We start from the raw sequence: 26,657 nt of genomic DNA on the forward strand, positions 1-26,657 counted from the left end.
AACCTCAAGCTGATCGCCGCCATGCTCAAGGAGATGGTGACTCAGGTCGTGCTCTGCAAGAACGGCAAGGAGGCAGTCAAACAGGCTCAGAGCCAGCCGTTCGACATCATCTTCATGGATATCCAGATGCCGATCATGGATGGCATCAGCGCCACCCAGGCGATCCGCAGCCAGTCCCTCAATACCGAAACACCGATCGTGGCGGTGACTGCTCACGCCATTCCCGGCGAGCGGGAGCGCCTGATCCGGCAAGGGATGGATGACTATCTGGCCAAGCCCATCGACGAGAGCATGCTGGCCAGACTCATCACCGATTTTGCCCATCGCCGTCACCAGATCGTTGGCGATCAGCAGATCGACTGGGCGCTGGCGGTGCGTCAGGCGGCCGGCAAGGAGGATCTGGCCAGAGAGATGCTGACCATGCTACTGGCGAGCTTCGACGAGGTGGAACCTGTGCTGGATGCCGCCCTTGCAGGCGCCATCGACGACAGTGAAGTGCTGGCCCAGCTCCACCGTCTCAACGGCGGCTGTGCCTACTCGGGGGTGCCCGGTCTGCAGCGACTGCTGTCACAACTGGAGCAACAGCTGCGCGACGGCGTGCCGGTCAGCGAGCTGGAGCCCGAGCTGCTGGAGCTGCAGGATGCCCTTGAGCTGGTGCGCCAGGAGGCGCCACGTTACCTGAGTTGAGATAGACTGGTACGCGCCCGGAGATATCGTTCCCCCGCTTTTTCTGACGCGGGGGCCGACAGATGGTAAAGTTGCGCCGTTTAAACAGGAGTCAGCATGACCAACAACGATATTCTGCGCCGCCTGCGCTACGCCCTCACCATCAGCAACGACGAGATGGTCGAGATGTTTGCCAAGGGCAATCTGGCCATCGACCATGCCCAACTGCACGGCTGGCTGATGAAAGAGGCCGAAGAGGGAGAAGTACAGGAAGCGGGCTATGCCGCCTGTCCCGACTCCGCCCTGAGCCAGTTCCTCGACGGTCTCATCGTCACTCGCCGCGGTGTGCGGGAAGATGCGCCACCCCAGGTGGTGCCAAACCGGATCAACAACAACCTGATCCTGCGCAAGCTGCGCATCGCCCTCAACTTCAAGGAAGAGGACATGCTCGGCACGCTCAAGCTCGCCGACTTCAACCTCTCCAAGTCCGAGCTGAGCGCCCTGTTCCGCGCCAAGGATCACAAGCACTATCAGGATTGCGGGGATCAGATCCTGCGCAACTTCCTGCTCGGCCTCACCGCCAAATACCGCAACTAACTGCACCGCTCAACCGGCAGGCCAGCAGCCATGACGAAGCGCCTCTCCACTAAACTGTCCGCACTGCGAGCAGTCGGGGGATGGCGCATCGCCGCATCGCTGCTTCTCGGTGCGCTGCTTGGCACCCTGCTGCAAGGCTGCAACCAGCAGAGCTACCAGCTCTCCACTCGCTATCAGAGCGCCAATCAGAACGAGCGCATCGCCTTTCTTATCCTGCACTACACCGATGAGGATGACGCCCACTCCCTGCGTCTACTTACAGAGCCCGAGCACAAGGTGAGCGCCCACTACCTGATCCCTCGTGACAGCAGTGACACACCGCTCCCGGTCTATCAGCTGGTGCCGGATAGCCAGCGTGCCTGGCATGCCGGCCGTAGCCGCTGGCACCAATATGCCGGGCTCAATGCCAGCTCGCTCGGCATCGAGATCGTCAACCTCGGCTATCCGCCGGAAGATGAGCTGCTGCCACCTCACCAACGGCACTGGCAGCCCTATACCAAAGCGCAGATTGCCGCCGTCGGCGCACTCAGCCGCAAGCTGGTCGACCGTTACCGGATCCCGCCGACCCAAGTGCTGGCTCACAGCGACATCGCCCCCGAACGCAAGCAGGATCCCGGCCCCCACTTCCCCTGGCGTCAGCTCTATCTGGAGTACGGCGTCGGTGCCTGGCCAGATGAAAGCCGGGTGGCAGAGCTGCTTGCCAGCCCTCTGCCCGAATGGAGTCTCACCATGTGGCAGCAGCAGCTGGCTCGCTACGGTTATGGCCTGTCACAGAGCGGCCAGTGGGACGAACAGAGCCGCGCCGTTATGCGTGCCTTCCAGCTCCACTTTCGCGCCAGCAAAGTCGATAGCGAACCGGATAGCGAGTGTCAGGCCATCCTGATGGCCCTGCTCGAGAAGTACCCAGGCTAACCCGCCTTTTGACCATTTCCCTCCCCGCTTTGATAGCCACTCGCTATCAAACTGTTAGGTACGAGCGATTATCCCTTCAAATAACAAGGGGTTAATCTGAGTTCGTTCCAAGACAGATTGTCAAACCCGATTTCCTTATCTGGAGGTGAATGATGAAAAGCCCGATTGGTCTTGATACCGCTCAATCACAAGCTCTGGCTGCCGAGCTGAACAAGTTGCTGGCCAGCTACCAGATCCTCTACATGAACGTCCGTGGCTTCCACTGGAACATTCGCGGCAACCAGTTCTTCGAGCTGCACCTGAAGTTCGAAGAGATCTACAACGACCTGCTGCTGAAAGTCGATGCTCTGGCAGAACGCATCCTGACCCTGGATAGCGTGCCGCTGCACAGCTTCAGCGACTACATCAAGGTCTCCGCCATTCCCGAACAGAAAGGGCTGCACGACGGTCGTGCCTGTGTCGAATCCCTGCTGGGAAGCTTCCGTGAACTGCTGGTGGCTCAGCGCCGCATTCTGGCTCAGGCCGCAGAAGCTGGTGATGAAGGGACTGCGTCCATCCTCTCCGACTACGTACAGCAGCAGGAGAAACTGGTCTGGATGCTGCGCGCTTATCTGGCCTGATAGTGAACCAAGCCGGATACAGCGCACGTATGCTGGCTTGAGGAAATACCGGGCCGGGAACACCTGACCAGACTCGGCCCAACCCGCTTGATTGTTATGTTCTGTTGCAAACCTGAGTTGTCTCTCCTTTTATCCACCCGCTTGCCGCCCTGTTTGGGCGGCTTTTTTGTTTTTGATCTGCATCAAGGGAAATTTAATTGGCAAATTGAATGCCTATTAAGTTTTTCGCGAGGGGAATAGAATCGCCAAAAAACAGACAACTGAAATGTCCAATTAGGAGAGGCATGATGTTTTGTGTGCAATGTGAACAGACAATTCGTACCCCGGCAGGCAACGGCTGTGCCTACGCACAAGGTATGTGCGGCAAGACGGCGGAAACCTCGGATCTGCAAGATGTACTGATCTATACCCTGCAGGGGCTCAGCGCCTGGGCGCTGGCTGCCCGCGAGCAGGGCATCATCGACCGCGAGATCGACGCCTTCGTCCCCAAGGCCTTCTTCGCCACCCTCACCAACGTCAACTTCGACTCCGCCCGTATCGTGGCGTACGTCAATCAGGCCCTCGCCTATCGCCAGCAGCTGGCCGATCGTCTGGCCGGGATGGCGGTGCAGGTGAACGATTTACCACAGTCCGCTTACTTTGAGCCCGGTGCCGAGCTGCTGGAACAACTCGCTCATGCCGCGCCAGCCGCCCCCAATCGGGGCAAGAATGAGGTGAACGAGGACATCATGGGGCTGCGCCTGCTCTGCCTCTACGGCCTCAAGGGCGCCGCTGCCTACATGGAGCACGCCCGGGTGCTAGCTCAGCAGAGCGATGAGGTGGCTGCCGAATTCCACCGCATCATGAGCTGGCTCAGCACAGACCCGAGCGAAATGGGCCGACTGTTCAACTGCGCCATGGAGATCGGTCAGCTCAACTTCAAAATCATGGAGATGCTGGATCTGGGTGAAACCAGCGCGTTTGGCCACCCGGAACCGACCCAGGTCAGGGTCACCCCGATTCCGGGCAAGTGCATTCTGGTCTCCGGCCACGACATGATGGATCTCAAGCTCATTCTGGAGCAGACCAAGGGGACCGGCATCCATGTCTACACCCACGGCGAGATGCTTCCCGCGCTGGCCTACCCCTTCTTCAAGCAGTACCCCCATCTGGTGGGCAACTACGGCTCCGCCTGGCAAAACCAGCAGAAGGAGTTTGCCAACTTCCCGGGCGCCGTGGTGATGACCTCCAACTGCATCATCGACCCGAACGTGGGCAACTACAGTGACCGCATCTTCACCCGCTCCATCGTCGGCTGGCCGGGCGTGACCCACCTGGAAGGGGATGATTTCTCCGCCGTGATCGCCAAGGCACTGGCACTTGATGGCTTCAAACACACCGAGCTCGAGCACTTCATCACCATCGGCTTTGCTCGCAACGCCCTGATGCAGGCCGCGCCCGCGGTGATTGAGAAGGTAAAAGCCGGAGAGATCAGCCACTTCTTTCTGGTGGGTGGCTGTGACGGCGACAAGGCCGAGCGCGCCTACTTTACCGAGTTTGCCAAGGCGGCGCCGCGCGACAGCCTGCTGCTCACGCTGGGTTGCGGCAAGTACAAGTTCAACAAGCTCGACTTTGGCAACATCGGTGGCATTCCCCGTCTGCTGGACGTGGGTCAGTGCAACGATGCCTACTCCGCCATCCAGCTGGCGCTGGCGCTCTCCGAGGCGTTCGAGTGCGGCGTCAACGATCTGCCGCTGACGCTGGTGCTCTCCTGGTTCGAGCAGAAAGCCATCGTCATTCTGCTCACCCTGCTGGCGCTGGGTGTGAAGGACATCCGTACCGGCCCGACCGCCCCCGCCTTTCTCACCCCGGCCCTGCTCAAAGTGCTGGAGGAGCGGTTTGGCCTGAAAGGGACCACCACGGCCGAGGCAGACTTGGCCGAGATCCTGGCGGCCTGAGCGGTTCCATATCCTCCTTACACACTCAGCATGTTGTAAGCCTTTGGCGAGCCATTGAGCTCGCCTTTTTTCAAAGCCATTTCCGAGCAAGAGGAGCCTTGCGATGACCTCCACCTCTTTGACCCTGCGCTGCATCGGTCGCCGGGCAGATACCCACGACGTGGCGAGTTGGCAATTTTACCCAGTGGCGGGAACCTTGCCAGCCGTGCTGGCTGGCCAGTGTGTGACGCTGCATACCGAGATTGACGGCAAGCCCCACTGCCGTGCCTATACCCTCTCCTCCAGCCCGCAGGATGCCTGCTGGCAGGTCACCATCAAGGATGTCGGACTGGTCTCCCACCATCTGCACCAGACCCTGCAAGTGGGGGACGAGATCCGGGTGGATGGCCCCTTCGGTGATTTCAATCTGACTGCCTTGCCCTGCGAGCGGCCGCTGCTGCTCAGTGCCGGTTCCGGCATCACCCCCATATGGGCCATGCTGCGGGACAAGCTGGCCACACGGCCGGACGCCGATATCCGCTTTATTCACAGCGCCAGAACCCCCGAGGATGTGATCTTCGCAGACGAGCTGGCTGCACTGGCCGAAGCTCATCTCGGTGTACGCCATGCCCTGATTCTGGAACAGGCCCCTGCAGATCACCCCTTGATTGGCCGACTCACAGCGGACATGTTGAGGGAGTTGGCACCAGACCTGCTCGCGCGCCACGTCTATCTGTGCGGGCCCGCGCCTTACATGGCTGCAGTCTGCACCATGCTGGCGGAGCTGGGGCTGCCGGCAGCGCAGTTGCACCAGGAGTCGTTCGGTCTGCCTGCCGTTACATCGAGTATGGCGCCAGTTGCAACCTGCAGCGACCACTTCTGGCTAACCCTGAAAAAGAGCGGCAAGAAGGTGAAGATCCTGCCGGGCCAGACCCTGCTGGCAGCGCTGGAAGCTGCGGGCGAGACCATGATGGCCGCCTGCCGCGCCGGGGTATGCGGCGCCTGCCGCTGCACCACAGAAGGCGATATCGAGCGCCAGAGCGTGATGACCCTGAGTGCGCAGGATCTCGAGAGTGGAGTGGCACTGGCCTGTTCCTGCACCGCCAGCGGGGATGTCAGCGTCGACTATTGAAGCACGTTCCTGGCATCTCGCGCTTTTCCCGAGTGGGCCGGGCAAGTAGACTCAGCCCCAGTTTCAGTCGAAGACGGGATAAAAAATGACAATTCTGGTTACAGGGGGCGCCGGCTATATCGGCTCCCATACCCTGGTTGAGCTCTTGAACGTCGGGCAGCAGGTCGTGGTGCTGGACAACCTCTCCAACTCCTCACCGGAGTCACTCAAGCGGGTCGAGCAGATCACCGGCAAGCCGGTCATCTTCGTCGAAGGGGATGTGCTGGACAAAACCTGCCTGCAGCAGCTGTTTGCCGCCCACCAGATCGAGTCAGTGATCCATTTTGCCGGCCTCAAGGCAGTCGGTGAGTCGAGCCAGATCCCGCTCACCTATTACCAGAACAACATCACCGGCACTCTGGTGCTGTGCGAGGAAATGGCCAGGGCCGGCGTGTTCCGGCTGGTATTCAGCTCCTCGGCCACCGTCTATGGCGATCCCGCCTCGGTGCCACTGCGGGAAGATTTCCCCACTAGCGCCACCAACCCTTATGGCCGCTCCAAGCTGATGGTGGAGGAGATCCTGCGCGATCTCGCCAAATCCGATCCCCGCTGGGCCATCGTGCTGCTGCGCTACTTCAACCCGGTCGGAGCCCACGAAAGCGGCCTGATTGGCGAAGATCCCAACGGCATTCCCAACAACCTGCTGCCCTATATCAGTCAGGTAGGCGTGGGCAAGCTCAAGGAGCTGGGGGTGTTTGGCAACGACTACCCGACGCCGGACGGTACCGGAGTACGCGATTATATCCACGTGGTGGATCTGGCCATCGGTCACCTCAAAGCGCTGGCACGCATCGAATCGGATACCGGCGTCTTTACCTACAACCTGGGCACTGGTCAGGGTTACTCGGTGCTGGAGATGATCAAGGCGTTTGAAGCAGCCAGCGGTCGCTCCATTCCCTACCAGATCAAGCCCCGTCGCCCCGGCGACATCGCCGAGTGCTGGGCCGAGCCGCACAAGGCCCGTGCCGAGTTGGGCTGGCAGGCCGAGCGTGGTCTGGAGCAGATGATGATCGATACCTGGCGCTGGCAAAGCCAGAACCCCAACGGCTATCAGGCCGGCTGATCCATGGTCAGATAGCAAAACGCCCCGGCATGCCGGGGCGTTGTTATTTTTGCCGCAGAGAATTCAGTTGCTCTGGCTGCGCAGCAGCGGCAGAGGGGCCAGATAGGGTTCGATTCGCGCAATCAGCCGATCCGCCAGCGGGGTCAGCAGCACCCAGGGCAGGCAGAGGGTCGCCAACCCCAACGCGCCGACATAGACATCGGTGAACCAGTGAGCGCCCGCCAGAATGCGCGGTGCGGAAAAGATCGGCACCATCAGCAATGCGGTGACACCCGCCCAGCGCGGCAGATAGCGCAGAGCAAAGCCGGCAAAGATCATCAGGAACAGGGCGTGATCCCCGGGGAAGCTGTCACCGGAAGAGTCCTTGGTCGGGATCTCGCTGAGATGGGTGACTCGCAGGGCGTCGCTCACCATCAGGGTCGGGCTGGGCCGCTCCACCGGCAATCTGTGACCAAGCTGGTTGATCACCAGTGCACTTAGCAGCATCACTATGCCCATCGCCACCAGCTGGCGACGACCAGCAATATCACGGGCGAAGAAACAGCGGGCTAGGATCAATCCCATGCAGCCCAGCACAACAAGATCGAACAGCCGGTTGTTGGTGATGGCAACCAGATCGGCCCACAAAGGCGACTGCCCGAGCCAGCCATTAACGGTATGAAAAATCGCGAGATCCCATTGATCCCAGGGACCATGAGCGGGCAGCGCAGCCCAACTGATGGCCACCAGACCACCGACCAGATAGCAAAGCAGGAACTTGCCCATGAGGACTCTCCTTTGGAAAAGGGCGATATCGTAAAACTGTTGAGTGCGTCACAAAAACTGAGAATTGTAAGAAAGTGCGACACAAAATCAAGCCTCAAATAAAACCGGATGGTTTGCCCTCTTCTTTACATTGCTGATCGGGCTACTGAGTTTTGCTCTCAGCACCCGAGTCTGTAGGCCTCTCACCATGAGTGCGGCTTGTGCCACCACGGCAACACACCCTAGAATGCGCACTTCCCTTTACTGCGAAAGGAAGCGGTATGCATATTCATATTCTCGGGATCTGCGGCACCTTTATGGGTGGTCTGGCGGTGTTGGCAAAACAGCTTGGTTACCGGGTGACCGGCTCGGACGCCAACGTCTATCCCCCCATGAGCACCCAGCTCGAGCAACAGGGCATCGAACTGACCGAAGGCTATGACCCTTCCCAACTCGATCCGGCGCCGGATCTGGTGGTGATTGGCAACGCCATGAGCCGTGGTAACCCCTGTGTTGAATATGTGCTGGACCGCAATCTGCCCTACATCTCCGGCCCCCAGTGGCTACTGGAGCACGTGCTGCAAGATCGCTGGGTGCTGGCCGTTGCCGGCACCCACGGCAAGACCACCACCGCCAGCATGCTGGCCTGGGTGCTGGAGTACGCCAAGCTGGAGCCCGGTTTCCTGATTGGCGGCGTGCCGGGCAACTTCCCGGTCTCGGCCCGCCTCGGCTCTGCCCCCTTCTTCGTCATCGAAGCGGACGAGTATGACTGCGCCTTCTTCGACAAGCGCTCCAAGTTCGTCCACTACCACCCGCGCACTCTGGTGATGAACAACCTGGAGTTCGACCACGCGGATATCTTCCCGGATCTCGCCGCCATCCAGCGCCAGTTCCACCACCTGATGCGTACCGTGCCGAGCAATGGCCGGGTGCTGTTCCCGCAGGCAGATGATAACCTCACCGCCGTGCGCAAGATGGGCTGCTGGAGCGAAGTGGAGCTGGTGGGTCAGGACGACGCCAAGTGGAAGGCGGTCAAGCTGGCCGATGACGGCTCAGCCTTCGAGGTGTGGCTGGATGGCGTGAAACAGGGCGAAGTGCACTGGGAGTGCATCGGCGAGCACAACGTCAACAATGGCCTGATGGCCATCGCTGCCGCCCGTCATGCCGGTGTCATGGTGGAGCACGGTATTGCGGCGCTCTGCCAGTTCAAATCACCCAAGCGGCGGATGGAGCTCAAAGGCGAGGTAGCCGGTATCAGTGTCTATGACGACTTTGCCCACCACCCCACTGCCATCGAGACCACCCTCGGTGGTCTGCGCGCCAAGGTGGGTGAAGCCCGTATTCTGGCCGTGCTGGAACCACGCTCCAACACCATGAAGCTGGGTGTTCACAAGGAGGAGCTGGCTGGCTGCTTCGATGGCGCCGACGAGGTGTTCTTCTTCCAGCCGCCCAACATCGGCTGGGATCTCGGCGAGGTGACGGCCCATATGACCCGACCCGCCAAGGTGTTCAACGATCTGGAGACCCTGATCAACCGGCTGGTGGCCGAGAGCCGCGATGGCGACCATATTCTGATCATGAGCAACGGCGGCTTCGGCGGCATTCATGACAAGCTGATCGCCCGCCTCAAGGATTATCACGGCGAACTATGAACAAAGCGATCACCCTGGCGCTGACCGGTGCCTCCGGCGCCCCCTACGCCCTGCGCCTGCTGGAGTGTCTGGTGCAGGCGGACTATCGGGTCTACCTGCTCGCCTCATCGGCGGCACGAGTGGTGCTCAAGACCGAGCAGCAGCAGGAGTGGCCGGGCTCACCGAAGGAGCTATCGGCTTATCTCTGTCGCCAATATGGCGCCAAAGAGGGTCAGATAGTCGCCTGCGGCAAGGAGGAGTGGTTCTCGCCTGTCGCCTCCGGCTCGGCGGCGCCCAAGCAGATGGTGGTCTGCCCCTGCTCCATGGGCACCGTCTCGGCCATTGCCAACGGCACCTCCGACAACCTGCTGGAGCGGGCGGCGGATGTGGTGATCAAGGAGCGCGGCCAGCTGATCCTGGTGCCCCGCGAGAGCCCCTTCTCTGCGATCCATCTGGAGAACATGCTGAAACTGGCTCGTCTTGGCGTGACCATCATGCCCGCCGCGCCGGGTTTCTATCATGAGCCGAAAAGCATCGCGGATCTGGTGGACTTTATGGTGGCGCGGATCCTCGATCATCTGGGTGTCGAGCATGAGCTGACCAGCCGCTGGGGCTATGGCCACGGCTGAGCTGACCAGACAAACCGGATAAAAAAAGCGCCCCTCGATGAGGGGCGCTTTTTTTCGTTAAGCCGTATCAGCAAGCCTGAATAGGTGCCGTCACGTACTTGAACAGGAAATCAGTCACCTCTTCGCGCGCCGGGCGCTGAGGTTGATTGATCATCTGCATCATCACATAGCCAAAACCGGTCAGAGAGCGGGCCAGATCCTGTGCCGACAGCACGCTGGTGATCTCCCCTGCATCCATGGCGGTTTGCAGCTCGCTGGCGATCAGCTCAAGGCACTGATCGAGCAGCCGGGTATAGCGAGGCCATACCTCTTCCCGAACCGAGGAACTCCACTCCAGCCAGATACCTGCGTAATCGGGCTGGTCGTAGGCCGCATCGACAGACAAGCTCACATGGCGCTTTATCTTGTCGAAGATTGAACCATTGCCGCTGTATGCCTGCGACAACATCTGATTCACGAAGCGTTCGATCTCGGCCAATACCTCATCTACCAACTCCTCGCGAGTGTTGAAATAGTTGAAGACGGTGGCAACAGAGACCTTGGCCTGCTCGGCAATTTCGGCGTGACCAGCACGACCGATACCGCGGCGGGAGAACACTTCGATGGCACATTCCATCAGTTGATTGCGACGAGCCTCCGGCGACAGCCGGGTACGACGTCTTATTTCTGCGCGTGGTTCCATAGTTTTTATCATCTAATAGTTATTGATTATGGTGTTTATAGTATTGTAACTAATCATGCCTGAGTGCCTGCTAACTCTATCAATTAAAATAAGCCGATAAAAGCACCACGTATATCTGGCGCCTCTCGACACGGGTGGTAGAATCATCGGTTTTGATGTTCATGAACGGCCAGTTTCCCTTTGGCCATATGGGAGTAAGTGATGAAACACACTGTCGAGGTGATGATCTCCGAGGCTGAAGTAGCCGCCCGGATCGCCAAATTGGGTGAAGAGATCACCGCCCGCTACCAGGGTTCCGACGAAGTCGTAATGATCGGTCTGCTGCGCGGCTCCTGCGTCTTCCTGGCTGACCTCTGCCGTCAGTGTCAGCTGCCCATCACCCTGGATTTTATGACCGCCTCCAGCTATGGCTCCGGCATGCACAGCACCCGTGACGTGCGAATCCTCAAAGACCTGGATGACGACATCAAGGGCAAGGATGTGGTGATCGTCGAAGACATCATCGACACCGGCTACACCCTCAACAAGGTGCGCGAGATCCTCTCCCTGCGCGAGCCGAAATCCCTCGCCATCTGCACCCTGCTGGACAAACCCTCCCGCCGCGAAGTGCAGGTGCCGGTTGACTGGGTCGGCTTTGCCATTCCGGATGAATTCGTGGTCGGCTGCGGCATCGACTACGCGCAGAAGTACCGCAACCTGCCCTTCATCGGCAAAGTGGTACCGCAAGAGTAACAAGGTTAAAAAACATACCGAACAAGGTGGCGCTGCGCCATTTTCTGTCTCAGGCGGCCTCGGCCGCCTTTTCTGTATCAAGACGGGTTCAGCCAGTTAGAGGTTGCAATGAACGCACTGGAAATAAGCGGCCTGAAAAAGACCTATCAGGGGGGCGTCGAAGCCCTGAAAGGCATCGATCTCACCGTCAAGCAGGGGGATTTCTTCGCCCTGCTTGGCCCCAACGGAGCGGGCAAGTCCACCACCATTGGCGTCATCAGCTCGCTGGTGAACAAGAGTAGCGGCAAGGTGAAGGTATTCGGCTACGACATCGACACCCATCTGGAAGAGGCAAAGGCCCAGCTCGGGCTGGTGCCGCAGGAGTTCAACTTCAGCCAGTTCGAGAAGGTGATCCAGATTGTCACCCATCAGGCCGGCTTCTACGGCGTGCCCAAGGCGGAAGCCAAAATTCGCGCCGAGAAGTACCTGCGCCAGCTCGATTTGTGGGAAAAGCGCGACATGCCGGCCCGCACTCTCTCCGGTGGCATGAAACGCCGCCTGATGATCGCCCGCGCCCTGATGCACGAGCCCAAGCTGCTGATCCTCGATGAGCCGACCGCCGGGGTGGATATCGAGATCCGCCGCTCCATGTGGAGTTTCCTCAAGGATCTCAACGAGCAGGGCGTCACCATCATCCTCACCACCCACTATCTGGAAGAGGCGGAGATGCTGTGCCGCAACATCGGCATCATCGACAAGGGTCGCCTGATCGAGAACACCAGCATGAAAAACCTGCTGGGCAAGCTGGGTCGCGAGACCTTCCTGCTCGATCTGGCGCCAGGTTCTGCCGTACCAAACGTGCCCGAGTTCAACGGCCGCATGTCGGATGAGCGCACCCTCGAGGTGGATCTCGACAAGAGTCAGTCCCTCAACAGCCTGTTCGAACAGCTGTCAAACCAGCAGGTGCAGGTACTGAGCATGCGCAACAAGGCCAACCGGCTGGAAGAGCTGTTTGTCACCCTGGTCGAAGAGGGGAGAAAAGCATGAACCTGACCACTTACTACATCGCCTTCAAGAGCATCTTGGCCAAAGAGGTGAGCCGCTTTACCCGGATCTGGATCCAGACCCTGGTGCCGCCCGCCATCACCATGAGCCTCTACTTCGTCATCTTCGGCAACCTGATCGGTTCGCGTATCGGTGACATGGGCGGCTTCACCTACATGGAGTTCATCGTACCCGGCCTCATCATGATGTCGGTGATCACCAACTCCTACTCCAACGTCGCCTCCTCCTTCTTCAGCGCCAAGTTCCAGCGCAACGTCGAGGAGCTGCTGGTGGCGCCGGTGCCCAACTACGTCATCATCGCCGGCTACGTGGGTGGTGGTGTGGCGCGCGGCCTCTGCGTCGGCCTTATCGTCACCATGGTGTCGCTCTTCTTCGTGCCGCTGCAGATCCACCATCTGTTCAGCGTCTGCGTGACCGTGCTGCTGACCGCCATCCTCTTCTCGCTGGGCGGCCTCATCAACGCGGTGTTTGCCAAGACCTTCGACGACATCAGCATCATCCCCACCTTCGTGCTGACGCCGCTCACCTATCTGGGCGGAGTGTTCTACTCCATCAGCCTGCTGCCCCCCTTCTGGCAGGGCGTCTCCCAGGTGAACCCCATCATCTACATGGTGAACGCGTTCCGTTACGGCTTCCTCGGTATCTCCGACGTGCCGCTCGGCACCGCCTACCTCATCATCATCGGCTTCATCGTGGCCCTCTACGGTCTGGCCTGGTGGCTTATTTCGCGCGGCACCGGCCTGCGCCACTGATGGCCAAAACGGGCACCTCGCGGTGCCCGTTTTTTATTCCCCCAGTAGCCCCTTCAACCAGCTAGCCCCCTTCGCAATAACCTGCCTGTTATTAAGGATTTACCTGACACCTTGTGATCCACCGCAATTTTCGAATTACCCCCAAAGGTATAATTCTCGCGGTTGGATGTGCCGTCACGGATGGCTCGTCCGTCTCTTCATTTCTCTCATCAGGGCAGGATCGCCTATGTCACTTATCACCGAGTTGCCAGCCATTTTCGATAGTTTTTCAGATGCCCGTCGTCAGGGCTTTCTGGCTGTGATGGCACTCAAGGAGCGACAGATCCCCCTGGTCGGTACCTACTGCACCTTTATGCCGCAGGAGGTGGCGATGGCCGCCGGCGCCGTGGTGGTATCGCTCTGCTCCACCAGCGACGAAACCATCGAGGAAGCCGAGAAAGACCTGCCCCGCAACCTCTGCCCGCTGATCAAGAGCAGCTATGGTTTCGGCAAGACCGACAAGTGCCCCTACTTCTACTTCTCCGATCTGGTGGTGGGGGAAACCACCTGTGACGGCAAGAAGAAGATGTACGAGTACATGGCCGAGTTCAAACCGGTGCATGTGATGCAGTTGCCCAACCGCGCCGATGACGAAGCCTCCCGCACCCTGTGGCGCAGCGAAATCGTCCGCTTCAAGGAGTTGCTGGAGCAGCAGTTTGGCCAACCCATCAGCGAACAGGCGCTGCGCGACGCCATCGTGCTGAAAAACCGCGAGCGCCGCGCGCTGGCCGACTTCTACCGGCTGGGTCAGCTCAATCCGCCAGCGCTGAGCGGCACCGACCTGCTCAAGGTGGTCTATGGCGCCACCTTCCGCTTCGACAAGGAGCAGCTCATCAGCGAGCTGCAGGAGATGGCCCGCCGCATCAAGGCCGAGTACGCCGAGGGCAAACGGCTCGATGCCCGCCCGCGCATCCTCATCACTGGCTGCCCCATCGGCGGCGCTGCCGACAAGGTGGTACGCCTCATCGAGGAGCACGGCGGCTGGGTGGTGGGTTACGAGAACTGCACCGGCGCCAAGGCGACCGAGCAGTGCGTCAGGGAAGAGGGTGACCCATTCGATGCGCTGACCGACAAGTATCTGGCCATCGGCTGCTCCTGCATCTCTCCCAACCACCAGCGCATGAATCTGCTGAGCCAGATGGTGGAGGAGTATCAGGCGGACGGAGTGATCGATGTCATCCTGCAGGCCTGCCACACCTATGCGGTGGAGTCGCTGGCCATCAAGCGCCACGTGCGCGAACGCCATGGCATCCCCTACATGGCGGTCGAGACTGACTACTCCAGCGCCGACAAGGGACAACTGGCGACCCGGCTGGCCGCCTTTATCGAAATGCTGTGAGGAGGCGCCGTGTCACTCTCCATCGGGATTGACTCGGGCTCCACCGCGACCAAGGGGATCCTGTTCGACCACAAGGATGGCGGGCGCATCGTCCGCCGTTTTCTGGTGCCGACCCCCTTTCGTCCGCTGGCCGCCATCGAGCAAGGCTGGGAGGAGCTCTCGGCCGATTTGCCAGCGCGTCCCCACCTGACCCTGACCGGCTATGGCCGGGATCTGGCGTCGTTCGCCGATCGGCGGGTCACCGAGATCTCCTGCCACGGGCTGGGCGCTCGCCTGCTCTGCCCGTCGGTACACACCGTCATCGACATCGGCGGCCAGGACAGCAAGGTGATCCAGCTCGATGACGACGGCAACCTCACCGATTTTCTGATGAACGACAAATGCGCCGCCGGTACCGGTCGCTTTCTCGAGGTGATCACCCGCACTCTGGGTGCTCGGGTCGAGCAGCTTGACGAACTGCTGCAAGGGGCCGAGCCCCACGACATCAGCAGCATGTGTACCGTGTTTGCCGAGTCGGAGGCGATCAGCCTGCGCTCGGCGGGCATTCCCGCCGAGTCGATCCTGGCCGGTATCGTCCGCGCCATGGCCCGGCGCAGTGCCAACTTCATCGGCCGCCTCGGTGCCAGCCCCGTGGTGCTCTTTACCGGCGGCGTCAGCCACTCCGCCACCTTCCGCCACTATCTGGCCGAAGGGTTGGGCTGCGAGGTCGCCACCCACCCGGACGCCCAGTTTGCCGGTGCGTTGGGGGCCGCCCTGTTCGGCGCTCGCGCAATGACGGGAGGCAAGTCATGAACGAAGAGTTTCTCTACCTGTTCCACTCCACCCTCGGCACGGTCAGGCTGCGCAAGCGGCTGGAGCAGCACAACCAGTCGTTTCGGGTCTGCGATGTGCCGCGCCTGCTCAGTGCCGGCTGTGGCCTCGCCATTCGCCTCCACTGTCTGCCAGACGAGTGGCAACAGTGGTGCCAGCGCGGCGAAACGGCCGCCGTCTTTCGCTGCGAAACGGACGGCGACTATCAGGAGCTGGCCCGCTATCCGGCCGATAGCACGGACATGGCGAAGCAAACTGCTGTGGTTGGCAGTCGGAGTCATGGATGATAAAGAGCTATCCCATGGCTGTTTATGTGCGCATGTTGGCCAATCTGGCGCTGGGGGGATTCTTCATCGCCTCCGCCGGGTTCAAACTGGCCTCCCCCGCCCTGTTCGTCGAGCAGATCGGCGCCTTTGGCCTGATCTGGCCACCGCTTCTCCCGCTCGCGGCTTGGGGACTGATCGCCCTTGAGCTCTGTGCAGGGCTTGCGGTCATCGCCAACCGGCTCTGGGGACTATGGCTGGTGATCGGGCTGCTCACCCTGTTTATTCCGGTGTTGGGCTATGGCATTGCCATCGGGCTCGACATCTCTTGCGGCTGTCTGGGCAGGGCTGATCTCAGCTCGCTGCCGGAGGCCATCCTGCGGGATCTGCTGCTACTGACGCTTGCGGGCGCCCTGCTGCGAACCTCCCGCCCCGTTTTTTCCGTTCCCGTTTTTCCCGTTCTAAAGGAGTAGTGACATGATGACATTGCGATCCCGCACTCTGGTTGCCTCGCTGATCGCCGCCAGCTTTGCCCTCGGTGGCTGTGGCGACAACCAGTTCGAGCAGGAGGTGAAGCTCGAGCAATCGGCAGTGCAGCTGGCACAGGAGGCGCAGCAGGGGGGCTATCAGCTGCTGACTGTGGCCGAGCTGAAAACCCGGATGGACAAGGGCGAGGAGCTGGTGATCATCGACACCATGCCCTATGAGGACTCCTACAAGAAGGAGCACATCCCGGGCGCCAAGAACTTTGTCTTTGTGAAAGAGGCCAAGGCCGGTGACAACTGGAGCGAGATTGTCGAGGGTAGCGGCACACCTGAGCAGTTCCAGGCGCTCTTGGGTGAAGACAAGTCCCGCCCCGTGGTGATCTACTGCGGTTTCGTCAAGTGCGGCCGCAGCCACAATGCTGCCGCCTGGGCGGTCAATCAGGGCTATCAGCAGGTCTATCGGGTACCGGGCGGCATCTTCGCCTGGAAAGGGGCCGGCTATCCCGTCACGGCCGAGTAACCCGACCTTTCGCCCCCAAAAAGAAGCCCGCAACTGCGGGCTTCTCTCATTTCAATGCTGGCAGTCAGCTGGCGACTCGGGACACCTCACCTTCCGCAACATCGCTCTGCGCCTGTTCGCCAAGCAGGCGCTTGGTGATCATTGCCGCCATGATGGAGCCGTTGACGTTGAGAGCAGTACGGCCCATGTCCACCAGCGGCTCGATGGCGATCATCACCCCCACCAGCGCGATGGGGAAGTTGAGGGTGGAGAGCACGATCAGCGCGGCGAAGGTGCCACCGCCGCCAACCCCGGCCACCCCGATGGAGCCCAGCGCGATGACCGGCAGCAGGGTCAGCAGGAACAGCGGGTCAAACGGGTTGATGCCGAGCATCGGGGCACTCATCGCCACCATCATGGCCGGATAGATGCCGGCGCAGCCGTTCTGACCCAGATTGGCACCAAAGGAGGCGGCAAAGTTGGCGATGCTGGCGGGCACCCCAAGGCGCTGCTGAGTCTCGATGCTGAGCGGGATGGAAGCCGCGCTGCTGCGGGAGACAAAAGCGAAGGTGAGCACGCCCCACACCTCGCGCAGATAGTGCAGCGGGTTCTGGCCGATCAGCAGCAAGATCACCATGTGTACCGCAAACATCGCCAGAATGGCGACGTAGCAGACCAGAATAAAGCCGAACAGGCTGAGGATCTCGCTCAGGGGATAGTGGGCCACCACCCGGGCGATCAGCGCCATCACGCCATAGGGGGTGAGCGCAATCACCACCCGTACCATCTTCATCACCCACAGCTGCAAGGTGTCGATGGCCACGGCGGCGCGAGCACCGGCCTGTGGATGCTCCGCCTTCAACTGCAGCAGGGCAACCCCGGCCAACACGGTGAAGATCACCACCCCGATCACCGAGAGACCGCGGCTACCCGCCATATCGGCGGCAAAGTTGGTGGGCACCAGCGAGAGCAGCAGGGCCGGCAGGGTCTGGGCACTGTCGATGGTGCTCATGCTCTGTTGCAGGGCGGCGCTGTCGCTACCGTGGCTCAGCAGCCCCTCGGCGGTGAGGCCACTCAGGTGGGTGATAGTCATCCCCACCACACCGGCAATCATCACCAGCGTCAGCATGGAGCCGATCAGCACGGCGCTGATCTTGCCGAGGGACTGGGCCTGCTCCAGCTTGTTGATGGCAGAGAGAATGGAGGTAAACACCAGCGGCATCATCACCACCTTGAGCAGGCTGACATAGCCGCCGCCGACGATATTGACCCACTCCAGAGTCTGCTGAACGCCGGCATCATCGGCTCCCCAGCCCAGTTGCAGGGCCAACCCGAACAGGGCACCAAGCAGCAGACCCGCAAGCACCTTGCGCGAGAGCGGCAACCCGGTGGGCAACCGGGTGAGAGCAAAACAGAGCAGACAGAAAACAAGCGATGCAATCAGGACAAACATCATGAATACCTGTAGCGGCCATCAGGCCGAAAGTGGATAGAAACGAAGGGGGATGCGGGCAGGGCCGCGGAACAAAACGCCGGAATGCAGGAGAGTGCAGGCGTGAAAAAACAGCGGACGCCCGGGAAGGCGTCCGCTGGCAATCGGGGGAATTACTTCTTTACGGGGGCGTCGTACTGTTCGGGTTCGTCGCTATAGACGCAGACGTTCCACTTGGCAGCCAGGCCATCATCGGCCAGACAGTAACGCTCGAAGAACGCCTTGATCTCCGCACGCTGGCAGTGCGCCTCGAAAGAGGCCATATCTTGCCAAATCTCGTTGAATACGATGGGGAAGCTCTCCCCCTCGGCAAACGGGCTGGCGATGTGGCGGGTTACCCGATATTGCAGGCAGCCATCCTCACGCAGGGTGTTGGGCTCGAGCGCCTGCAACACCTGAAACAGGGCCTGCTCCTGACCGGCTTTAGGTTGAAACTGGGCGATACAATAGACTTTCTTGGACATGAGATTCTCCTTGTCAGAACAGGATCACGCGCGGGGCAGCGTCACCACGCGATTATCAATAAGACGGGCTTTGCCCAGATAGGCAGCCATCAGGATCACCAGCTGCTTGCTCTGGTCGGTGGCCGCTTCGAGATTGGTGGCATCGACGATGTCGATGGCATCGGTACGAAAACCGGCGTTGTCGAGGCGCTGGCTGGCCTGCGCCACCAGCGACGGCAGGTGATGATCACCCGCTTCGATCTGCTCGGCAATCCAGTTCATGGTGCGCGCCAGCTCGGGGGCGATGGCCCGCTCGGCGGCCGTCAGGTAACCGTTGCGCGAAGAGAGCGCCAGCCCGTCTTCGGCACGTACAGTTGGCACACCGACGATCTCGATGGGCATCGCCATGTCGACCACCATCTTGCGAATGAGCGCCAGTTGCTGGTAATCCTTCTGGCCAAAGCAGGCCACATCCGGCTGTACCAGATTGAACAGCTTGGTGACGACGGTGCTGACCCCGCGGAAGTGACCCGGACGCAACGCCCCCTCCAGCAGATTGGAAAGACCCGGCACCTCGACGAAGGTCTGGCTGGCCAGCCCCTGCGGATACATGATCTCCGGCGTCGGGGTGAACACCATATCGACACCGGCCGCTTCCAGCACCGCGCAATCCTGCTCCAGGGTGCGCGGGTAGTTGGCAAGATCCTCGGCCTTGTCGAACTGCATCGGGTTGACGAAGATGCTGACCACCACCTTTTCGGCGTGGCTGTGCGCCTCCTTCACCAGCGTCAGGTGGCCCTGATGCAGATTGCCCATGGTGGGCACGAATGCGATGGCACGCCCTTCACGGCGCCATTGAGCGATCTGCTCACGCAGAGCGGCAGGATTGTTAACAACCAACATCGGCAGTTCACCTTCAGATGAATCAAAAAGATACGGGTTACATCAGCCTGACAGGATGACGAAACGGGGGCTCAGGCCCCCGCTCTCATCGATAGGGCATCACATCAGTTGAAGCAGTGTTCCGGGCCGGGGAAGCTCCCCTCGCTCACCTGCTGCACATAGAGGCGCACGGCGGCACGCACGTCGCCGGTCTCGGCCAGGAAGTTCTTGGTGAACTTGGGCACATAGCCGGAGGTGACGCCAAAGGCGTCGTGCATCACCAAAATTTGACCATCGGTCGCGGGGCCGGCACCGATACCGATCACCGGGATGCGCAGCGCCTTGGTGATCCGCTCGGCAAGCGAGCTCGGCACACACTCGAGCACCAGCAGCTGGATGCCGGCCGCTTGCAGTTCGAGGGCCTGACGGTAGATCTCCTGGGCCTGAAACTCGTCGCGCCCCTGCACCTTGAAGCCGCCAAAGACGTGGACGGATTGCGGGGTGAGGCCGAGGTGACCGCATACCGGCACCCCGTTGCGGGTGAGGTGGCGGATGGAGTCGCAGAGCCAGTCGCCCCCTTCCATCTTGACCATGCGGGCACCGGCTGCCATCAGGCGGGCGGCGTTCTGGTAAGTCTGCTCGGGGGTGGCGTAACTCATGAAGGGCATGTCGGCGATGATCAGCGCATTGCTGGCACCGCGAGCCACACAGCGGGTGTGATAGACCATCTCATCCATGTTGACCGCCAGAGTATCCTGACCCCCTTGCAGCACCATGCCCAGCGAATCGCCGATGAGCAGCACGTGGGCCCCCTCGTCGTCGAACAGCTTGGCAAAGGTGGCATCATAGGCGGTGATGGCGGTGAACTTTTGACCATCCTGCTTCATTTTCAGCAGGCTGGCGGTGGTGATCTTGCTCATAAAGGCTCCTGTACGTCTGCACTCTGGGCAATGATGGCGAGATCATTGCTCGGGCAGCGGGCAACCAGTTGTGCGAGCGGGGTGCCGCAGGGCAGCACCAGAGCGGGCGCGATTTCGGCAAGGGGCAGCAGCACGAACTCCCGCTCCTTCATGCCGTAATGGGGCACGATCAGGCGCTCATGGTTGATCACCTGATCGCCATAGAGCAGCATATCGAGATCCAGGGTTCTGGGTCCCCACCGCTCCTCTTTGCGCACACGTCCCTGTTCCAGCTCGATTTTTTGTAGTTGATCCAGCAGCGCCAGCGGCGTCAGCCGGGTGTTGAGCCGGGCCACAGCATTGACGTAGTCCGGCTGATCAGCAGGCCCCATGGGGCGGCTGCTGTAAAACGACGAGGCCTGCACCAGCACAGATTCCGGCAACGTCGCCAGCGCGGCGACCGCGCGGCGCGCCTGGCCGAGCGGGTCGGCCAGATTGGAACCAATGGCGATGAAGACCTCGGTCATCACGTCTGTGATCACTCGGCAGCTTTCGGCTTGCGACGGCGCGGGCGGCGGCGATTGCGGCTGTTGCTGCTGCGCTTCTCGCCATCGTGGCTACGGCTCTCACCGCGCTCACCGCTGGCCGGGCGACGGGTCGCTTCCCGCTGCAGTTGCGGGCGCACATCGGGGTTGGAGGCAACATAACGCTCCCACCAGCTGGCCAGCTCGCCGAGACCGCGCTCGACCCGGTTGCGCAGCAACAGAAAGTCGAACGCCGCGCGGAACTTGGGGTGCTCCATGGCGCGCTCGGGGTGCTTGCCCTGACGACGGGTCAACCGCTGTTGCAGTGCCCAGATATCGCGGACATCTGTCGTGAAACGGCGGGGAACGGCGATGATCCGCACCTGATTGTCGAGCACCTCGTTGATCGCCAGCATGAAGGCGTCATACCAGGGCAGGCCGCTCTCGTTCTCCAGCACCCGACCACGGGCCTCGACGCAGCCCCACAGCAGGGTGGCGTAGAGGAAGGCGGGGGTGACGCGCTTCTCTTCACGAACGCGAGTGTCGGTATCGATCAGCGCCTGCTCGATAAACTGCTCGTAAGGCGAATTGCCGTGCGGGGTAAACAGCGCAGCCACTTGCGGGAAGAGCTGCTGGAACAGGCCGTACTCGCGCAGCAACTTGTAGGTAGTCAGGGCATCGCCAGCCAGGAACAGCTTGAGGGTCTCCTCAAACAGGCGGGCCGCCGGAATATCCTGCAGCAGCGGCGCCAGCTCCCTGATGGGGGCGGCAGTGCGCGGGCTGATGGTCATGTCGAGCTTGGCGGCGAAACGCACGGCGCGCAGCATCCGCACCGGATCTTCGCGGTAGCGGGTTTCGGGATCGCCAATCAGCTCCAGCTTGCGCTCGGCCAAATCCTCCAGCCCGCCCTCGAAATCGTGCAGGGTGAAATCCTTGGCGCTGTAGTAGAGGGCGTTGACGGTAAAGTCGCGGCGCTCGGCATCCTCTTCGATGGTGCCGTAGACGTTGTCGCGCAGCAGCATGCCTTCATCGGACTGGGCCGACACATGTTTGCTGGTATTGACCTGATGGTGGTGACCGCGGAAAGTGGCCACTTCGATCACGTCACGACCAAACACAATGTGGGCCAGGCGGAAGCGGCGGCCAATCAGACGGCAGTTGCTGAACAGCGCCTTGATCTGCTCCGGCGTCGCATCGGTGGCGATGTCGAAATCCTTGGGCGTCTTCCCGAGCAGCAGATCCCGGACTCCGCCGCCGACCAGGTAGGCTTCGTAGCCGCCCTTGTTCAGGCGATAGAGCACCTTGAGTGCATTCTCGCTGATCTCTTTGCGCGAAATCGGGTGCTGGTCACGACTCAGGGTTCGACGTTGTCCGGCAACACGGGCCGGAATGGGGGACTCCGCCGACTGCTCGCCCTCATCCTTGCCGAGCACTTTGCGGCAAAAGTTTGCGATCTGGGAAAAAATGGTACACCTCGTTATGACTTCAAATTGACGGGAGGCCAAAAAAATAGCGGCCTATCATAGCTCACGCCTAACCAAATGAAAAACCGTGACGGCAATTGATCCCGTTTGAATCGGCGTTGCCGCTAAAAAAGCGGCCTGTTCGAAGGAATTCGCTCTTACAAACCGGCCATTGCCCTTTTAGCGCCTGTCGGCACGGCAACAAGGCGGCTATGGCGCCAACCCCGTCACTATAAATTTAATTTATGGCTTTTCGGGAAATGACCCCACTCAACCTTATACCGAACCGGATCCGCGGCGCAGGGTCCGTTGTTCTCTCTTGCCTGCTCTCGAAAGCCTGCGCCCGATCCGCTCAAGCCGACTCGCGCAGCACTTCACCTTGCTTTTGGCTTTGACTGCCAGATTTAGCCGGCAACCAACGGGATCTTCTCGCTGGCGGGCACCCGGGCCAGCTGCCAGTGGGCGATGCCCCAGCCGATGATCTCGTCGATCCGGCTTGCCATCAGCTCCGGCGGTGGGCACTGACCGAGAAAGTGCAGCGCCTGCCACAGGGCCGGGCGCACCTCATCCAGCGCCAGCGCCGGCGCATGGTTCTGCTTGGAGAGCTTGTTGCCATCGGCCTGTACCGCCAGCGGCAGATGCACCCAGTCCGGCACCGCCGCCCCCAGGGTCTGGTAGAGGGCAATCTGGCGCACCGTCGGCTCCAGCAGGTCGGCGCCGCGCACTATCTCGGTGATGCCGCTGTCCATGTCATCCACCACCACCGCCAGGTTGTAGGCGTAGAGCCCGTCGCGGCGGCGGATAATGAAATCCTCCTCGGCGAGCGCCGCCGGCACCGCGATATGGCCCTGCAACCGGTCATCGAAGTGGTAGACCGGATGGTGCTGACGCAAGCGGGCGGCAGAGCCCTCTGCCGTCAGCCCCAAGGTGCGGCAGTGGCCATTGTAAAAGCCGCCGCTCGCCATGATTTCGCGCCGGGTACAGCGGCACCAGTAGAGATCGCCCGCCCGGTAGAGCTGCTCGATGATCTCGTCATAGCGGCCGTGGCGCGCGCTCTGGAACATCACCTCGCCATCCCACTCAAGACCATATGCCTCAAGGGTCTTGAGAATAAGGTCGGCCGCCCCCGCCATCTCCCGCGGCGGATCGATATCCTCGATGCGCACCAGCCAGCGCCCCTGCTGCGCTCTGGCCTGCAAAAAGCTGCCGAGGGCCGCAATCAGCGAACCGAAGTGGAGCGGGCCGGAAGGGGACGGCGCAAAGCGGCCCACATAGGGGCGAATTTGGGGGGAGGAAGGGGTATTCACAGCCATGACGGTTCGGATAAGCAGTTCAGTGAGGCGCATTTTGGGACGCCCCGCCCAACAGCTCAATAAAAATGCGCAATAAAAAAGGGAGCCCGCAAGCTCCCTTTTTCATATTGCAGCGGGTCGGTATCAACCGGCCATCTGCTTTTCCTTGATCTCGGCCAGCGTCTTGCAGTCGACACAGAGGTCGGCAGTCGGACGGGCTTCCAGACGGCGGATACCGATTTCGATACCGCAGTGCTCGCAGTAACCGAAGTCGTCATCTTCCAGCAGCTGCAAGGTCTTCTCGATCTTCTTGATCAGCTTGCGTTCACGATCGCGGGTACGCAGTTCGAGAGCGAACTCCTCTTCCTGCGCGGCACGATCCACGGGATCCGGGAAGTTGGCAGCCTCGTCCTTCATGTGATCAACGGTGCGGTCAACTTCCTGCATCAGTTGGTTGCGCCAGGCACCCAGGATCTTGCGAAAATGCGCCTTCTGTTGGTCATTCATGTACTCCTCACCCGGCTTTTCCTGGTAAGGCGCGACACCCGCAATGGCCAGGGGGCCCAGAGATTTCCTGTTTTCGCCTGTTGGCATGCCCTGTCTCCTAATTCAGCACGCTACCCGTGCCATCCATAAATTGAGGGCGACATCTATAGCAGAAGGGTAACGGGTAAGCAAACGAGCCGTACCAATAATGTTACCCACTCCAATATTTATGAACTCCCCTCGGGTAACAGGTGGCTGGATTCAAACGGGATAAATCCTTGTGCCACCATGCCTTGCACCCCAACATGGGGCCGATAGCATAAAATTTCAACCCCCGCCGCAATTGCCTGTTCAATTAGCAGACTATAGTGCGGATCTATGTGCGCTGCAGGGCGCATCCGGCTTATTCCGGAGTGCAACACCATAAATAGCAGCACGGCTCTGTGACCGGCCGCTTTCATGGCCATCAATTCACGTAAATGCTTGGCGCCGCGGGCAGTTACCGCATCGGGGAAGTAGCCCATGCCCGGTTGCTCGCGTTCGTCGAGCAGGGTGACCGATTTTACCTCGATGTAACAGTTGCCCTTCTCCTCATCTTCCAGCAAGAGGTCGATGCGACTGTTCTCTTCGCCATATTTCACCTCGGTGCGCAGTCTGGCATAGCCGCACAGCGGTGCGATGGCATCCTGCTCGATCAGCTCGCGGGCAATCTGGTTGGCGCGCGCCGTGTTGACGCAGATAAAGTGGCCGGCCGGGCTCTCGGCGATCTCCCAGCTATGGGGCAGCTTGCGCTTGGGGTTGTCGGAGGTCGAATACCAGACCCGGGTGCCCGGGTCGGCGCAGCCGGTCATGGCGCCGGTGTTGGCGCAGTGGATGGTGATCACCTCGCCATTGGCCAGCTCGACATCGGTCAGAAAGCGCTTGTAGCGGGCAATAAGCTGCCCGGATTGCAGCGGCGGATCGAATATCACGGGTTCGCCCTCCGCGCCTGTTCGTTGTCCCACTCATCGCGAGCGCCCTCATCCTTGGCTCTGGCCCGCAGCGGCCAGCAGGCGAGCGGCTGGTAGCGCACCCCGTCCGGGGTCGAGATCGACTCATAGAGGCAAAATTGATCGGCCTTAAGCAGAAAATCGGGGGCCGGCAGGGTGGCTGGCGCCTCACCCGCCTTGCGCGACAGGGTGACGTGAGGACGATAACCCTGTTCGCCATTGCCAAGCCCCAGCTTCTCGCCGTGACGACGCAGCGCCTTCGCCAACACGGTCAGCTCGTTGGGCCACTCCTTCGGGCCAACCCAGCCAGCCTTGGCGCGGCTGAACCAGCCGGTCTCATCCAGCCTGATGGTGAGCGGCGGACAGTGCTGGCGCTCAACGGCGGCAATCAGGCGGCGGGTGGTCACCTCGTCCGCTTCACCGAGGAAGGCGAGGGTCAGGTGAAGATTGGCTTGCGGCACCGGCTGACCGGGCCAGGGCTGCTGATCACGCCAGTTGATGAGTTCGGGAGCGAGCGCCCCGACGGGCAGGGCAAAGAAGAGTTTGGCCATTCGGGTGAAGATGCCTTTTTCCAGACAGAGAGGGTGGCCCATTCTATGGCAGCCATCTCCTCCTGTCTCGCCATCCGGGCCGAGGGCCATCTGCCGCCCACATCTGCTCACGGTGGCCGGGCTGGCTGTGGCAGAATAGGCGCCGTTTTACCGGTTGCAACAGAAGGTGTTGATCGTTTTGTCCCCACTCCCCATCGTTTCGGTGCTGCCCGAACTCTTTGCCGCCCTCGACCGCCACAGCAGCGTGATCCTGCAGGCGCCCCCCGGCGCGGGCAAATCGACCCTGCTGCCGCTGGAGCTGGTACGCCAGAACCGGCTGCCCGGCCGCATCATCATGCTGGAACCAAGACGGCTGGCGGCGCGCAATATCGCCAGCTTTCTGGCGCGCCAGCTCGGGGAGAAGGTGGGCGAGCGCATCGGCCTGCGGGTGCGGGGCGAGAGCCGCACCAGCTCCGCGACCCGACTCGAGATCGTTACCGAAGGGGTGCTGACCCGGATGTTGCAGCAGGATCCGGAGCTGACAGGCATCTCACTGGTCATCTTCGATGAGTTCCACGAACGCAGCCTGCACGCCGATACCGCGCTGGCCTTCGCCATCGAGAGCCAGCAGGGATTGCGCGATGACCTCAAGCTCCTGGTGATGTCTGCCACTCTGGATGGCATGGCGCTCGAAACGTTGCTGCCGGATGCGCCGGTGATCCGCTCGGAAGGGCGCGGTTTTCCCATCGACTACCACTACCGCCCCGCCAATCGCCAGCAGTGGCTGGAGCCGCAAGTCGGCGCCGTGGTGCTCGAAGCGCTGGCCGAGCAAGATGGCAGCCTGCTGGTCTTTCTGCCGGGACAGGGCGAGATCGAGCGGCTGGCGCAGTGGCTGGAAGGACGGCTGCCGGATGATGTGACCCTCGCCCCCCTCTACGGCCGCCTCGACATGGCAGCCCAGCAAGCGGCCATCGAGCCGGCACCTGCGGGCCGCCGTAAGCTGGTGCTCACCACCAATGTGGCGGAGACCTCCCTCACCATCGAAGGAGTCTCTGTCGTGATC

30 protein-coding genes are annotated in these 26,657 nt (G+C 61.0%); 18 read left to right on the forward strand and 12 right to left on the reverse strand.

Features of this window, described 5'->3' with window-relative positions:
* The 7 genes from AACS24_RS10105 to galE form a co-directional block, all read left to right on the forward strand.
* Window positions 1-687 (forward strand): response regulator (locus tag AACS24_RS10105; RefSeq protein ID WP_258223180.1); only part of this gene is annotated, 687 nt, incomplete at its 5' end.
* Window positions 688-783: 96 nt separating this feature from the next.
* Complete coding sequence (locus AACS24_RS10110) at window positions 784-1,263, forward strand: YehS family protein (RefSeq protein ID WP_033113086.1); 480 nt, start codon at window positions 784-786, stop codon at window positions 1,261-1,263.
* A 30-nt stretch (window positions 1,264-1,293) separates the two neighbouring features.
* Window positions 1,294-2,175: an N-acetylmuramoyl-L-alanine amidase gene (locus AACS24_RS10115; RefSeq protein WP_108573506.1), complete on the forward strand. Its 882-nt coding sequence runs from the start codon at window positions 1,294-1,296 to the stop codon at window positions 2,173-2,175.
* 152 nt (window positions 2,176-2,327) lie between these two features.
* Complete coding sequence (locus tag AACS24_RS10120; RefSeq protein WP_108573508.1) at window positions 2,328-2,795, forward strand: Dps family protein; 468 nt, start codon at window positions 2,328-2,330, stop codon at window positions 2,793-2,795.
* Window positions 2,796-3,082: 287 nt separating this feature from the next.
* Complete coding sequence (gene hcp, locus AACS24_RS10125; RefSeq protein WP_108573552.1) at window positions 3,083-4,732, forward strand: hydroxylamine reductase; 1,650 nt, start codon at window positions 3,083-3,085, stop codon at window positions 4,730-4,732.
* A gap of 103 nt (window positions 4,733-4,835) precedes the next feature.
* Entirely contained in the window at window positions 4,836-5,843 is a 1,008-nt protein-coding gene (locus AACS24_RS10130; protein WP_108573510.1) for a hybrid-cluster NAD(P)-dependent oxidoreductase, read from the forward strand.
* Window positions 5,844-5,928: 85 nt separating this feature from the next.
* The gene (gene galE, locus AACS24_RS10135) at window positions 5,929-6,945 is read left to right on the forward strand and encodes a UDP-glucose 4-epimerase GalE (RefSeq protein WP_108573511.1); all 1,017 of its coding nucleotides are present in this window, start codon (window positions 5,929-5,931) and stop codon (window positions 6,943-6,945) included.
* 63 nt (window positions 6,946-7,008) lie between these two features.
* Here the strand turns inward: galE and AACS24_RS10140 are convergent, their stop codons facing one another.
* Window positions 7,009-7,710, reverse strand: coding sequence for a phosphatase PAP2 family protein (locus tag AACS24_RS10140; protein ID WP_108573513.1), 702 nt, complete (start codon window positions 7,708-7,710; stop codon window positions 7,009-7,011).
* A 260-nt stretch (window positions 7,711-7,970) separates the two neighbouring features.
* Here AACS24_RS10140 and mpl point away from each other — a divergent pair, with 260 nt between their 5' ends.
* Together mpl and AACS24_RS10150 are read left to right on the forward strand one after the other, a co-directional pair.
* A complete protein-coding gene (gene mpl, locus AACS24_RS10145; protein WP_108573515.1) occupies window positions 7,971-9,341 on the forward strand; it encodes a UDP-N-acetylmuramate:L-alanyl-gamma-D-glutamyl-meso-diaminopimelate ligase in 1,371 nt (456 codons plus the stop codon).
* A complete protein-coding gene (locus tag AACS24_RS10150) occupies window positions 9,338-9,949 on the forward strand; it encodes a flavin prenyltransferase UbiX (protein ID WP_042030468.1) in 612 nt (203 codons plus the stop codon). The genes mpl and AACS24_RS10150 overlap by 4 nt, the downstream gene beginning before the upstream one ends.
* A 67-nt stretch (window positions 9,950-10,016) precedes the next feature.
* On the opposite strand, the gene AACS24_RS10155 is transcribed toward AACS24_RS10150, so the two are convergent.
* On the reverse strand, window positions 10,017-10,631 hold the full coding sequence (locus AACS24_RS10155) for a TetR/AcrR family transcriptional regulator (protein ID WP_033113077.1): 615 nt from the start codon (window positions 10,629-10,631) through the stop codon (window positions 10,017-10,019).
* Between the two features lie 201 nt (window positions 10,632-10,832).
* Here AACS24_RS10155 and hpt point away from each other — a divergent pair, with 201 nt between their 5' ends.
* The 8 genes from hpt (at window position 10,833) to AACS24_RS10195 (ending at window position 16,615) form a co-directional block, all read left to right on the forward strand.
* Window positions 10,833-11,363 (forward strand): hypoxanthine phosphoribosyltransferase, encoded by a 531-nt coding sequence (gene hpt, locus AACS24_RS10160; RefSeq protein WP_005343302.1) that lies wholly within the window; start codon window positions 10,833-10,835, stop codon window positions 11,361-11,363.
* A 108-nt stretch (window positions 11,364-11,471) separates the two neighbouring features.
* On the forward strand, window positions 11,472-12,389 hold the full coding sequence (locus AACS24_RS10165; protein ID WP_108573517.1) for an ABC transporter ATP-binding protein: 918 nt from the start codon (window positions 11,472-11,474) through the stop codon (window positions 12,387-12,389).
* Window positions 12,386-13,159: an ABC transporter permease gene (locus AACS24_RS10170; protein ID WP_108573519.1), complete on the forward strand. Its 774-nt coding sequence runs from the start codon at window positions 12,386-12,388 to the stop codon at window positions 13,157-13,159. Before AACS24_RS10165 ends, AACS24_RS10170 begins: the two co-directional genes overlap by 4 nt.
* A gap of 226 nt (window positions 13,160-13,385) precedes the next feature.
* The gene (locus AACS24_RS10175; protein WP_108573521.1) at window positions 13,386-14,537 is read left to right on the forward strand and encodes a double-cubane-cluster-containing anaerobic reductase; all 1,152 of its coding nucleotides are present in this window, start codon (window positions 13,386-13,388) and stop codon (window positions 14,535-14,537) included.
* A gap of 9 nt (window positions 14,538-14,546) precedes the next feature.
* Window positions 14,547-15,329, forward strand: a complete 783-nt coding sequence (locus AACS24_RS10180) for an acyl-CoA dehydratase activase (protein WP_108573523.1) — start codon at window positions 14,547-14,549, stop codon at window positions 15,327-15,329.
* Window positions 15,326-15,634: a DUF3343 domain-containing protein gene (locus AACS24_RS10185; protein ID WP_108573525.1), complete on the forward strand. Its 309-nt coding sequence runs from the start codon at window positions 15,326-15,328 to the stop codon at window positions 15,632-15,634. The genes AACS24_RS10180 and AACS24_RS10185 overlap by 4 nt, the downstream gene beginning before the upstream one ends.
* The gene (locus AACS24_RS10190; protein ID WP_108573527.1) at window positions 15,631-16,083 is read left to right on the forward strand and encodes a MauE/DoxX family redox-associated membrane protein; all 453 of its coding nucleotides are present in this window, start codon (window positions 15,631-15,633) and stop codon (window positions 16,081-16,083) included. The genes AACS24_RS10185 and AACS24_RS10190 overlap by 4 nt, the downstream gene beginning before the upstream one ends.
* Before the next feature lie 4 nt (window positions 16,084-16,087).
* Window positions 16,088-16,615, forward strand: coding sequence for a rhodanese-like domain-containing protein (locus AACS24_RS10195; RefSeq protein ID WP_108573529.1), 528 nt, complete (start codon window positions 16,088-16,090; stop codon window positions 16,613-16,615).
* Between the two features lie 64 nt (window positions 16,616-16,679).
* Here the strand turns inward: AACS24_RS10195 and AACS24_RS10200 are convergent, their stop codons facing one another.
* The 10 genes from AACS24_RS10200 to thpR all read right to left on the reverse strand — a co-directional run bounded on the left by AACS24_RS10200 (window position 16,680) and on the right by thpR (window position 25,615).
* A complete protein-coding gene (locus tag AACS24_RS10200; protein WP_108573531.1) occupies window positions 16,680-18,047 on the reverse strand; it encodes a cation:dicarboxylate symporter family transporter in 1,368 nt (455 codons plus the stop codon).
* 152 nt (window positions 18,048-18,199) lie between these two features.
* Window positions 18,200-18,550 (reverse strand): putative quinol monooxygenase, encoded by a 351-nt coding sequence (locus AACS24_RS10205; RefSeq protein WP_108573533.1) that lies wholly within the window; start codon window positions 18,548-18,550, stop codon window positions 18,200-18,202.
* Window positions 18,551-18,574: 24 nt separating this feature from the next.
* Window positions 18,575-19,432, reverse strand: a complete 858-nt coding sequence (panC, locus tag AACS24_RS10210; protein ID WP_108573535.1) for a pantoate--beta-alanine ligase — start codon at window positions 19,430-19,432, stop codon at window positions 18,575-18,577.
* Between the two features lie 104 nt (window positions 19,433-19,536).
* Window positions 19,537-20,331: a 3-methyl-2-oxobutanoate hydroxymethyltransferase gene (panB, locus tag AACS24_RS10215; protein WP_108573536.1), complete on the reverse strand. Its 795-nt coding sequence runs from the start codon at window positions 20,329-20,331 to the stop codon at window positions 19,537-19,539.
* Entirely contained in the window at window positions 20,328-20,837 is a 510-nt protein-coding gene (gene folK / locus AACS24_RS10220; protein ID WP_108573538.1) for a 2-amino-4-hydroxy-6-hydroxymethyldihydropteridine diphosphokinase, read from the reverse strand. Before folK ends, panB begins: the two co-directional genes overlap by 4 nt.
* A gap of 11 nt (window positions 20,838-20,848) precedes the next feature.
* Entirely contained in the window at window positions 20,849-22,339 is a 1,491-nt protein-coding gene (pcnB, locus tag AACS24_RS10225; protein WP_108573540.1) for a polynucleotide adenylyltransferase PcnB, read from the reverse strand.
* 362 nt (window positions 22,340-22,701) lie between these two features.
* Window positions 22,702-23,610: a tRNA glutamyl-Q(34) synthetase GluQRS gene (gluQRS, locus tag AACS24_RS10230; RefSeq protein ID WP_181364365.1), complete on the reverse strand. Its 909-nt coding sequence runs from the start codon at window positions 23,608-23,610 to the stop codon at window positions 22,702-22,704.
* A 123-nt stretch (window positions 23,611-23,733) separates the two neighbouring features.
* Window positions 23,734-24,183 (reverse strand): RNA polymerase-binding protein DksA, encoded by a 450-nt coding sequence (gene dksA / locus AACS24_RS10235; protein ID WP_005335644.1) that lies wholly within the window; start codon window positions 24,181-24,183, stop codon window positions 23,734-23,736.
* Window positions 24,184-24,302: 119 nt separating this feature from the next.
* Window positions 24,303-25,046, reverse strand: a complete 744-nt coding sequence (sfsA, locus tag AACS24_RS10240; protein ID WP_108573542.1) for a DNA/RNA nuclease SfsA — start codon at window positions 25,044-25,046, stop codon at window positions 24,303-24,305.
* Entirely contained in the window at window positions 25,043-25,615 is a 573-nt protein-coding gene (gene thpR, locus AACS24_RS10245; RefSeq protein ID WP_181364366.1) for an RNA 2',3'-cyclic phosphodiesterase, read from the reverse strand. The genes sfsA and thpR overlap by 4 nt, the downstream gene beginning before the upstream one ends.
* Window positions 25,616-25,793: 178 nt before the next feature.
* Here thpR and AACS24_RS21925 point away from each other — a divergent pair.
* A partial coding sequence (locus AACS24_RS21925) for a DEAD/DEAH box helicase (protein WP_258223183.1) occupies window positions 25,794-26,657 on the forward strand: 864 nt, incomplete at its 3' end.

This window comes from Aeromonas sp. HMWF016, assembly GCF_963878195.1.
Lineage (GTDB): Bacteria > Pseudomonadota > Gammaproteobacteria > Enterobacterales > Aeromonadaceae > Aeromonas > Aeromonas lacus.

Coding starts and splice junctions, on each gene's coding strand:
- AACS24_RS10110 (WP_033113086.1), top strand. CDS start 784: ATGACCAACAACGATATTCTGCGCCGCCTGCGCTACGCCCTCACCATC.
- AACS24_RS10115 (WP_108573506.1), top strand. CDS start 1,294: ATGACGAAGCGCCTCTCCACTAAACTGTCCGCACTGCGAGCAGTCGGG.
- AACS24_RS10120 (WP_108573508.1), top strand. CDS start 2,328: ATGAAAAGCCCGATTGGTCTTGATACCGCTCAATCACAAGCTCTGGCT.
- hcp (WP_108573552.1), top strand. CDS start 3,083: ATGTTTTGTGTGCAATGTGAACAGACAATTCGTACCCCGGCAGGCAAC.
- AACS24_RS10130 (WP_108573510.1), top strand. CDS start 4,836: ATGACCTCCACCTCTTTGACCCTGCGCTGCATCGGTCGCCGGGCAGAT.
- galE (WP_108573511.1), top strand. CDS start 5,929: ATGACAATTCTGGTTACAGGGGGCGCCGGCTATATCGGCTCCCATACC.
- AACS24_RS10140 (WP_108573513.1), bottom strand. CDS start 7,710: ATGGGCAAGTTCCTGCTTTGCTATCTGGTCGGTGGTCTGGTGGCCATC.
- mpl (WP_108573515.1), top strand. CDS start 7,971: ATGCATATTCATATTCTCGGGATCTGCGGCACCTTTATGGGTGGTCTG.
- AACS24_RS10150 (WP_042030468.1), top strand. CDS start 9,338: ATGAACAAAGCGATCACCCTGGCGCTGACCGGTGCCTCCGGCGCCCCC.
- AACS24_RS10155 (WP_033113077.1), bottom strand. CDS start 10,631: ATGGAACCACGCGCAGAAATAAGACGTCGTACCCGGCTGTCGCCGGAG.
- hpt (WP_005343302.1), top strand. CDS start 10,833: ATGAAACACACTGTCGAGGTGATGATCTCCGAGGCTGAAGTAGCCGCC.
- AACS24_RS10165 (WP_108573517.1), top strand. CDS start 11,472: ATGAACGCACTGGAAATAAGCGGCCTGAAAAAGACCTATCAGGGGGGC.
- AACS24_RS10170 (WP_108573519.1), top strand. CDS start 12,386: ATGAACCTGACCACTTACTACATCGCCTTCAAGAGCATCTTGGCCAAA.
- AACS24_RS10175 (WP_108573521.1), top strand. CDS start 13,386: ATGTCACTTATCACCGAGTTGCCAGCCATTTTCGATAGTTTTTCAGAT.
- AACS24_RS10185 (WP_108573525.1), top strand. CDS start 15,326: ATGAACGAAGAGTTTCTCTACCTGTTCCACTCCACCCTCGGCACGGTC.
- AACS24_RS10190 (WP_108573527.1), top strand. CDS start 15,631: ATGATAAAGAGCTATCCCATGGCTGTTTATGTGCGCATGTTGGCCAAT.
- AACS24_RS10195 (WP_108573529.1), top strand. CDS start 16,088: ATGATGACATTGCGATCCCGCACTCTGGTTGCCTCGCTGATCGCCGCC.
- AACS24_RS10200 (WP_108573531.1), bottom strand. CDS start 18,047: ATGTTTGTCCTGATTGCATCGCTTGTTTTCTGTCTGCTCTGTTTTGCT.
- AACS24_RS10205 (WP_108573533.1), bottom strand. CDS start 18,550: ATGTCCAAGAAAGTCTATTGTATCGCCCAGTTTCAACCTAAAGCCGGT.
- panC (WP_108573535.1), bottom strand. CDS start 19,432: ATGTTGGTTGTTAACAATCCTGCCGCTCTGCGTGAGCAGATCGCTCAA.
- panB (WP_108573536.1), bottom strand. CDS start 20,331: ATGAGCAAGATCACCACCGCCAGCCTGCTGAAAATGAAGCAGGATGGT.
- folK (WP_108573538.1), bottom strand. CDS start 20,837: ATGACCGAGGTCTTCATCGCCATTGGTTCCAATCTGGCCGACCCGCTC.
- gluQRS (WP_181364365.1), bottom strand. CDS start 23,610: ATGGCTGTGAATACCCCTTCCTCCCCCCAAATTCGCCCCTATGTGGGC.
- dksA (WP_005335644.1), bottom strand. CDS start 24,183: ATGCCAACAGGCGAAAACAGGAAATCTCTGGGCCCCCTGGCCATTGCG.
- thpR (WP_181364366.1), bottom strand. CDS start 25,615: ATGGCCAAACTCTTCTTTGCCCTGCCCGTCGGGGCGCTCGCTCCCGAA.